This window comes from Streptomyces sp. XM83C, from assembly GCF_023072675.1.
Classification (GTDB): domain Bacteria; phylum Actinomycetota; class Actinomycetes; order Streptomycetales; family Streptomycetaceae; genus Streptomyces; species Streptomyces thermocoprophilus.
In genome coordinates, this window is the sequence record NZ_JALLGL010000279.1 from 1 (window position 1) to 8,277 (window position 8,277).

Here is an 8,277-nt window from a genome sequence, read left to right on the forward strand (position 1 = left end):
TTCCCGGGCCATGTTCCCGCCGGGAGTCCCGGTCCCCCCTGCGGTGGCTCCCGGCTGTGCCCCCGCGTCTCCTCCGGGCGTGGGGGCACGCATACTCGGGGTGTGACCTCGTACGAGCCCACGTCCTCCGCCCCCGGTCCCGGCGGCGCGTCGCTCCATGACGCCGTCGTCCTCGCCGGCGGCGGGGCCCGCAGGCTCGGCGGCGCCGACAAGCCCGCCGTGCGCGTAGGCGGCCGTACGCTGCTCGACCGGGTCCTCGCGGCCTGCGCCGACGCCGCCGTCACCGTCGTCGTGGCCGACCCGCGCCCCACCGCGCGGCCCGTCCGCTGGGTACGGGAGGACCCGCCCGGCGGCGGCCCGCTGGCCGCGCTCGAAGCCGGCCTGCGGCACACCACCGCAGACCGGGTCGTCGTCCTCTCCGCCGACCTGCCGTTCCTCGCCGCGCCGACCGTACGCGGGCTGTTGGCCGCCCTGGACGCCACCGGCGCCGACGGCGCGCTGCTCACCGACGGCGACGGCCGCGACCAGCCCCTCGTCGCCGCCTACCGCACCCCGGCCCTGCGCCGGGAACTCGCCGCGTTCACCGCACGGCACACCGCGCTGACCGGCCTGCCGCTGCGCCGGCTGACCTCCGGTCTCGACCTCACCCGCGTCCCGGACCCCGTCGCCTCCTTCGACTGCGACACCTGGGACGACATCGCCACCGCCAGGGCACGCATCAGGGAGCATGAGCACGTGTTGGACGAATGGATCTCCGCGGTCAAGGACGAGCTGGGCATCGACCTCGACGTCGACACCAAGCTCCTGCTCGACCTCGCCCGCGACGCCGCCCACGGCGTGGCCCGGCCCGCCGCCCCGCTGACCACCTTCCTCGTCGGCTACGCCGCCGCACGCGCCGAAGGCGGCACCCAGGCCGTCGCCGACGCCTCACGCAAGGCCGCCGCCCTCGCCCAGCGCTGGGCCGAGGAGTCCGCCGCGAAGACCGACGCGACCCCCGACGCCAAGGCCGACGCGACCCCCGACGCCACGCCCGACACCCGTCCGGACGCCGGATGACCGGCCCCGGGGTCCGGGCCGGTCACGACGCCGACGAGTTCGACGTCGAGGAGGTGCTCGCCCTCGTGAAGGACAGCCGCACCGGCTCCTCGCCCGCAGCCCGTGCCCACACCCCGGCCTCCGGCGCCGCACACCCCGGCACCACGGCCCCGGGTCACGGGCACGGCCATGACCGGCACCGCGCCACCCCATGGCCCGAGGCCCGCACTGTCGCCGCCCGCGCCGGCCGGCGGCACACCGCCCGTCGCGGTCCCGCAGACGTGCCGCTCGACACCGCTCTCGGCCTGGTCCTGGCGGCACCCCTGACCGCCCTGACGGATCTGCCGTCCTTCGACACCTCCGCGATGGACGGCTGGGCCGTCGCAGGCCCAGGCCCCTGGACGGTCCGTGAGGCAGGGGTGCTCGCCGGGCATGCCGCACCCGAGCCCCTCGCCGACGGGGAGGCCGTCCGGATCGCCACCGGGGCCCGCATCCCGCCGGACACCACCGCCGTGCTGCGTAGCGAGCACGGCCGTACCGACGACGCCGGCCGGCTCCACGCCACCCGCGACCTCGGCCACGGTCAGGACATCCGCCCCCGCGGCCAGGAGTGCCGCAGCGGGGAACATCTCCTGCCCGCCGGCACACTCGTCACCCCGGCCGTCCTCGGCCTCGCCGCCGCCGCCGGGTACGACACCCTGACCACGGTGCCCCGCCCCCGCGTCGATGTCCTCGTCCTCGGTGACGAACTGCTCACCGAGGGCCTGCCCCACGACGGCCTCATCCGTGACGCGCTCGGCCCCCTGCTGCCGCCGTGGCTGCGGGCCCTGGGCGCCGAGGTGGGCGCCGTCCGCCGTATCGGCGACGACGCCAAGGCGCTGCGCCGGGCCGTCACCCGGTCCACCGCCGACCTGGTCGTCACCACCGGCGGCACCGCGGCCGGGCCGGTCGACCACGTCCACCCGGTCCTCGCCCGTATCGGCGCCGAGCTGCTGGTCGACGGGGTGAAGGTGCGCCCCGGTCACCCGATGCTGCTCGCCCGTATCGACGAGGACCGCCATCTGGTCGGCCTGCCCGGCAATCCGCTCGCCGCCGTGTCCGGCCTGCTCACGCTCGCCGAGCCACTGTTGCGCGCTCTCGCCGGGCGCCCGGCCGCGGAGCCGTATGGGTTGCCGCTGGCGGAGGCGGTCCACGGGCACCCGTACGACACGCGTCTGATCCCCGTCGTCCCGCGCGGCGGACGGGCTGTGCCGTTGCACTACAACGGTCCGGCGATGCTGCGGGGTGTCGCGATGGCCGACGCCCTCGCCGTCGTCCCGCCGGGCGGCGCCCGGAACGGTCAGGAGACGGAGCTTCTCCGCCTGCCCTGGACGGGCAACGGCCTCGGCGCCTGTTTCACGTGAAACGGTCCATCCGGGTGTTTCACGTGAAACATGCCCGAGAGGCTCGTTTCACGTGAAACACGGTTGCGCGACTCACGCACGGACACGTCAGTCCTCCTCCGGTGTCGGCACCGCCCGCGCCACTGTGATGACCCGGTCCCCGGCCCGCAGTTCGTTCAGCTGCGGGTCGCTGTAGTCCAGCAGCTGCCGGTTGCGGACGACGGCGACCACCACGTCCTCACAGGCGCGGGGCGACAGTCCCGCCTCCTCGGGGGTGATCGGGCGTTCCACCAGGTCCAGGCCGGTGCCGAGAGTCATCAGGGACTCCAGTGTCCGGGCCACCGGCGGGCTCACCATCGACACGCCGAGCAGCCGCCCGGCCGCGCTGGACGTCGTGATGACGGTGTCGGCACCGGACTGCTTCAGCAGCGGCGCGTTCTCGTCCTCGCGGACGGCAGCGACGATCGTGGCGCGCCGGTTGAGCTGGCGGGCGGTGAGGGTGACGAGGGTCGCGGTGTCGTCGCGCTGCGGGGCGATGATGATCCGCGAGGCGCGCGGGACCTCGGCCTTGACCAGGGTGTCGGTGCGGGTGGCGTCACCGGTCACCGAGACCAGCCCGTCGTCGGAGGCCGCTGTCGCCGTCTTGCGCTGGGCGTCGACGACGACGATGCGCTCGCGGGGGATGCCCTGTCCGATCAGCGTCTGGACGGCGTGGCGGCCCTTGGTGCCGTAGCCGATGACGACGACATGGTCCTGGATCTTCGCCCGCCAGCGGTGGATGCGGACCTGCTGGCGGGTGCGCTCGGTCAGCACCTCCAGCGTGGTGCCGACCAGGATGATCAGGAACAGCACACGCAGCGGGGTGACGGCGAGGATGTTGACCAGGCGCGCGGAGTCGCTGTAGGGGGTGATGTCGCCGTAGCCGGTGGTGGAGAGGGTGACCGTGGCGTAGTAGGCCGCGTCGAGCAGGTCCACGGAACCGTCGGCGTTGTCGTGGTACCCGGCGCGGTCGGCGTAGACGATGGCCGTGGTGACGGCCACCACCAGCAGCGACAGGGCCAGCCGCCGCAGCACCTGGAGCAGCGGCGGGGTGGCCGTCTGATTCGGTATCACGATGGCGCGGCCCGCCTCCACGTCGTCGCGGGCCTCGCTGCGGGACCGGTACCAGACGGACCGCAGCGGGGACACCCTCTCCACGTGATGTGCTGGTCGCTGCTCGTCTTTCATCGTCGTGGCCCCCTGCCATGTGATCCGTGCGTCGGCCACCATGGTTGCCGACGCAGGCGTCTCAGAGGGCACACAACACATCCAGGTCACAGAACACACCGGGAGATCCACAGTGCGCGACCACACAGTCGTCGTCGGATACGGCACGAAGGGCCGGTCGGCGACCCAGGCCGTGTGCGCGGCGGGGCTGCGCAAGGACCAGATCGTGGTGGTCGACCCCAGCCAGAAGATGGTCGACGCGGCGATCGCCGAGGGGTTCACGGGTGTGGTCGGTGACGGCACCCGCAGCCATGTGCTGCGCAAGGCGGAGGCGCACCGGGCGGGGCGGGTCATCATCGCGACCCAGCGGGACGACACGGCCGTCCTGGTGGCGCTGACCGCCCGCCAGCTCAACCCGAACACGACGATCGTGGCCGCAGTACGGGAGGAGGAGAACGCCCCGCTGCTGAAGCAGTCCGGCGCCGACGAGGTGATCACCGGTGCCGGGGCGGCCGGACGGCTCCTCGGGCTGTCCGTGCTCAGCCCGTCGGCCGGGCGGGTCATGGAGGACCTGATGCAGCAGGGCCGCGGACTCGACCTGATCGAACGGCCCGTCACCAAGGCCGAGGTGGGCCTCAGCCCGCGGGAGACCGCCGACCTGGTGGTGAGCGTCGTCCGAGGGCACCGTGTCCTCGGCTACGACGACCCGGACCTCGGCGTCCTGGAGCTGACGGACCGGGTGATCGCGATCGTACGGGTGCCGGAGCCCGAGCCGCCCCGCCCCGGCATCACCCTGACGTGACCCCGCACGGGCCCCGCGGCGGCATCGCGCTGGTCCGACGCCGCACGGGCCTCGCCCCGGCCATCACCCGGACCTGACTCCGCACGCACGGGCCCCCGTTCACGCCGACCCGGCCCAGCCGCCCGGCGTCGTATCGCGCGCCCCGCGCGTCACTTGCGGTTGTACAGCCGCATCGTCACCGGCCCGAAGACCAGCACGAACAGTGCGGCCCACCCCAGCGACCAGGCGATCTCGTCTGCGGGCCAGTCCCCGTCCATCAGCCCGCGCACCGCGGACGCCAGATGGGTCACGGGGCTGTTGTTGACGAACGCCTGGAGCCAGCCCGGCATGGTGCGCGGATCGACGAAGACGTTGGACAGGAACGTCAGCGGGAAGATCACCATCATGCTGACGCCCATCACCGACTTCTCGGTGCGCAGCAACAGCCCGAACATCGTCCAGATCCACGAGAACGCGAACGCGAACAGCACCAGCAGCGCGATCCCGGCGAGGACGCCGCCCGCGCCGCCGTCCGGCCGGTAGCCGAGAATCAGACCGACGGTCAGCATCACCACGGACGCGACGGTGTACCGCAGGGCGTCACCGAGCAGATAGCCGACCATGGGCGCCGGCCGCCACACGGGAAGGCTGCGGAACCGGTCGAAGACACCCTTCTCGATGTCGGTGTTGACGGAGACACCGGTGTACATCGTGATCATCACGACCGACATCACCAGGATTCCCGGCAGCAGGAACTGGATGTACTCGGTCGGCGAACCGGCCAGCGCCCCGCCGAACAGGTACGTGTACATCAGCACCATCATGATCGGGAACGCGGTGACGTCGAAGAGCTGCTCCGGCACATGCTTGATCTTCAGGACGGCCCGCCATCCGAAGGTGAGGGACGCCGACACCGCGCTGGGCCGCGGCGGACGCGCCCCGCCGACCAGCAGCGCGGCGAGCGACTCGGCACTGACGGGCGCGAGGTCCTTCGTCTCGGTCGTGGTCGCGGTGCTCACGCCGCCACCTCCTCGGAGTCGTCATGGGTGTCGTGCCCGGTGAGGGCGAGGAAGACCTCGTCCAGGCTGGGCTGGCCGAGCGCGAAGTTGTCCACGGTGACCCCGGCCACGGCCAGTTCGGACAGGGCCCGCGCGGCCTGCCCGGCCGCACCCTCGGCGCCTGCCGCGCCGAGCCGGGCCGTGACCGCCACCGGGTCGGGTTCCTCCTGCACGGAGGCGCCCAGGACCCGCCGCAGCACATCAGCGGCGAGGGGCCGCTGCGCGGGGTCCCGCAGCCGCAGATGGACCGAGCCGGCGCCCACGGACGCCTTCAGCTCGCCCTTGGTGCCCTCGGCGATCACCTTTCCCCGGTCGATGACAGCGATCCGGGACGCCAGCTGGTCGGCCTCGTCGAGGTACTGCGTGGTCAGCAGCACCGTGGTGCCCTGGGCGACGACGGCGCGGACGATGTCCCACACCTGGTTGCGGCTGCGCGGGTCGAGCCCGGTCGTCGGCTCGTCGAGGAACAGCAGGTCCGGGGTGTTGAGGATGGACGCGGCGATGTCCAGCCGGCGCCGCATACCGCCCGAGTAGTGCTTGACCTGTCTGCCCGCCGCATCGCTCAGCCCGAACGCCTCCAGCAGCCGCTCCCCGCGCGCCCGGGCGCCCTTCTTGCTGTGGCCGAGGAGCCGGCCGAGCAGGATCATGTTCTCCATGCCGGTGAGGTCCTCGTCCACGGACGCGTACTGGCCGGTCAGGCTGACCCGGCCGCGCACCTCGTCCGCCTCGTGGACCACGTCACGGCCGAAGACATGCGCCTGGCCGCCGTCGGGGCGCAGCAGCGTGGCGAGCATCTTCACGGTGGTGGTCTTGCCGGCGCCGTTCGGGCCGAGGACGCCGTAGACCGTGCCCGCCGGCACGGCCAGGTCGACGCCGTCGACGGCCCGCGTCGCACCGAACGTCTTCACCAGACCCGCGGTCTCGATGGCCAGGTCGGCGGTGGGTCGGCTCATGACGGATGTCCTTCCACGTGCTCATCGCGCGCCCCGGCCGGATACGGATCGGGACACGGCCCTGGGGCTCGCAGGGGAAGACCTCCACCGTCCCGCGAAGTCATCGGTGATCGCATGCCTTTTTCCGCCGCCGCGAGGAGTAGCGTCACGCCCATGCATGCGATCACGATTCCCGAACCCGGTGGCCCGGAGGCGCTGGTGTGGGCGGAGGTGCCCGACCCGGTGCCAGGTGAGGGGGAGGTCCTGGTCGAGGTGGCGGCCAGCGCCGTCAACCGCGCCGACATCCTCCAGCGGCAGGGCTTCTACGACCCTCCGCCCGGCTCCTCGCCGTACCCCGGTCTCGAGGTCTCCGGCCGGATCGCCGCGCTGGGCGCCGGTGTCTCCGGCTGGGCCGTCGGCGACGAGGTGTGCGCGCTGCTGTCCGGCGGCGGCTACGCGGAGAAGGTCGCTGTCCCCGCGGGACAGCTGCTGCCGGTGCCCAAGGGTGTGAGCCTCGTCGAGGCGGCGGCGCTGCCCGAGGTGGTGTGCACGGTGTGGTCGAACGTGTTCATGGTCGCCCATCTGCGCCCCGGTGAGACGCTGCTGGTGCACGGCGGCTCCAGCGGCATCGGCACGATGGCGATTCAGCTCGCCAAGGCCGTCGGCGCCCGCGTCGCGGTCACCGCGGGCAGCAAGGAGAAGCTCGATCGGTGCGCCGAGCTGGGCGCCGACATCCTGGTGAACTACCGCGAGCAGGATTTCGTCGCCGAGCTGAAGGCCGCGACCGGCGGCGCGGGTGCGGACGTCATCCTCGACAACATGGGCGCCAAGTATCTGGACCGCAACGTCCAGGCCCTCGCCGTGAACGGCAGGCTCGCCATCATCGGCATGCAGGGCGGCGTGAAGGGCGAGCTGAACATCGGCGCGCTGATGAGCAAGCGCGCCGCGATCAGCGCCACGACGCTGCGGGCCCGGCCGACGTCGGAGAAGGCGGCGATCGTCGCGGCCGTCCGCGAGCATGTGTGGCCGCTCGTCGACGCCGGGCACGTCCGCCCCGTCGTCGACCGCGAACTGCCGATGCCGGCGGCGGGGGAGGCCCACACGGTGGTGGAGGCCAGCGGCCACATCGGCAAGGTCCTCCTGGTCACGCCGTAACCCTGCCGGCCCCGCACCAGCACGCGGCCGAACCCGCGCGGTGCCGCATCAGCACGCGGCCGAACCCGCGCGGTCCTGAGCGCCCGGCTGCGACCGGGACGCGCACGCCTCGTACGGTCGGGTACGCCTCGTACGGTCGGTACGCCCCGCACGGTTCGTACGCCCCGCACGGCCCCGCGCGACCAGCCGCGACCGCCCCCGAGCGTCACCGACGCCGGGGGCGGGGTCCGGTGTCACCCGCGCCGCAGCCGCAGCCCGACGAACGCGCAGCCCAGGCCGAGCCCGACCAGCACGAGTCCGCTGCCCAGCGGCAGTATCCGCAGGACGGGCTCGACGGCTTGCCCGGCCGGTACGGCGGCACGGCCCGGCTCACCGGACTCCGCCGGCGGCAACGGGTCCGAGGGCTGCCCGGAGGGCACGGCGTCCGCGCCCAGCGGTTCCTCGCCCGGGTCCGTGCCGGTGTCGTCGTCCTCCGCCGTCGCGCCGCTGTCGTCCTCGGTGTCCTCCGCGTTCTCGGAGGCCTCGTCGGCGGGCACCGTTTCCTCCGTTGCCGGCCGCCCAGGCCGCATCCGGCCCTCCCCGGCCCGGCTCCCGGCCCGCGAGGGCTCGTCGGAAGGGCTGGGAGGCGCGGGCCTGCCCTGGTGGGAGGGCACGGAACCGAAGTCGCCGGTGTCCCGGCCGTCGCCCTGCTCGACGTCTCCCCGGCCGGGCGCACCGCCACCCCGGCC

At 73.5% G+C, this 8,277-nt stretch carries 6 protein-coding genes and 2 pseudogenes; 4 read left to right on the forward strand and 4 right to left on the reverse strand.

Going from position 1 to position 8,277, the window contains the following annotated elements:
- Positions 1 to 102 precede the first annotated feature (102 nt).
- Both MTQ10_RS24490 and MTQ10_RS24495 read left to right on the forward strand, forming a co-directional pair.
- Positions 103 to 1,056 (forward strand): NTP transferase domain-containing protein, encoded by a 954-nt coding sequence (locus MTQ10_RS24490; RefSeq protein ID WP_247472325.1) that lies wholly within the window; start codon positions 103 to 105, stop codon positions 1,054 to 1,056.
- The gene (locus MTQ10_RS24495; protein ID WP_247472326.1) at positions 1,053 to 2,438 is read left to right on the forward strand and encodes a molybdopterin molybdotransferase MoeA; all 1,386 of its coding nucleotides are present in this window, start codon (positions 1,053 to 1,055) and stop codon (positions 2,436 to 2,438) included. Before MTQ10_RS24490 ends, MTQ10_RS24495 begins: the two co-directional genes overlap by 4 nt.
- An 87-nt stretch (positions 2,439 to 2,525) precedes the next feature.
- Here MTQ10_RS24495 and MTQ10_RS24500 read toward each other — a convergent pair whose 3' ends face one another.
- Complete coding sequence (locus MTQ10_RS24500) at positions 2,526 to 3,644, reverse strand: potassium channel family protein (RefSeq protein ID WP_247472327.1); 1,119 nt, start codon at positions 3,642 to 3,644, stop codon at positions 2,526 to 2,528.
- Positions 3,645 to 3,744: 100 nt separating this feature from the next.
- On the opposite strand from MTQ10_RS24500, the pseudogene MTQ10_RS24505 reads away from it, so the two are divergent.
- Positions 3,745 to 4,425 (forward strand): annotated as a pseudogene (locus tag MTQ10_RS24505) (potassium channel family protein); the annotation flags it as partial.
- Positions 4,426 to 4,574: 149 nt separating this feature from the next.
- Here MTQ10_RS24505 and MTQ10_RS24510 read toward each other — a convergent pair.
- Complete coding sequence (locus tag MTQ10_RS24510) at positions 4,575 to 5,423, reverse strand: ABC transporter permease (RefSeq protein ID WP_247472328.1); 849 nt, start codon at positions 5,421 to 5,423, stop codon at positions 4,575 to 4,577.
- Positions 5,420 to 6,415, reverse strand: a complete 996-nt coding sequence (locus MTQ10_RS24515) for an ATP-binding cassette domain-containing protein (RefSeq protein WP_247472329.1) — start codon at positions 6,413 to 6,415, stop codon at positions 5,420 to 5,422. The genes MTQ10_RS24510 and MTQ10_RS24515 overlap by 4 nt, the downstream gene beginning before the upstream one ends.
- 153 nt (positions 6,416 to 6,568) lie before the next feature.
- Here MTQ10_RS24515 and MTQ10_RS24520 point away from each other — a divergent pair, with 153 nt between their 5' ends.
- Positions 6,569 to 7,549 carry an NAD(P)H-quinone oxidoreductase gene (locus MTQ10_RS24520; RefSeq protein ID WP_247472330.1) on the forward strand — a complete coding sequence of 327 codons (981 nt, stop codon included), beginning with the start codon at positions 6,569 to 6,571 and terminating at the stop codon, positions 7,547 to 7,549.
- Between the two features lie 233 nt (positions 7,550 to 7,782).
- Here MTQ10_RS24520 and MTQ10_RS24525 read toward each other — a convergent pair.
- Positions 7,783 to 8,277 (reverse strand): annotated as a pseudogene (locus MTQ10_RS24525) (hypothetical protein); the annotation flags it as partial.

Bases quoted from the DNA above. Each gene is read 5' to 3' on its own strand.
- MTQ10_RS24495 (WP_247472326.1), top strand. From the start codon at position 1,053: ATGACCGGCCCCGGGGTCCGGGCCGGTCACGACGCCGACGAGTTCGAC.
- MTQ10_RS24500 (WP_247472327.1), bottom strand. From the start codon at position 3,644: ATGAAAGACGAGCAGCGACCAGCACATCACGTGGAGAGGGTGTCCCCG.
- MTQ10_RS24515 (WP_247472329.1), bottom strand. From the start codon at position 6,415: ATGAGCCGACCCACCGCCGACCTGGCCATCGAGACCGCGGGTCTGGTG.
- MTQ10_RS24520 (WP_247472330.1), top strand. From the start codon at position 6,569: ATGCATGCGATCACGATTCCCGAACCCGGTGGCCCGGAGGCGCTGGTG.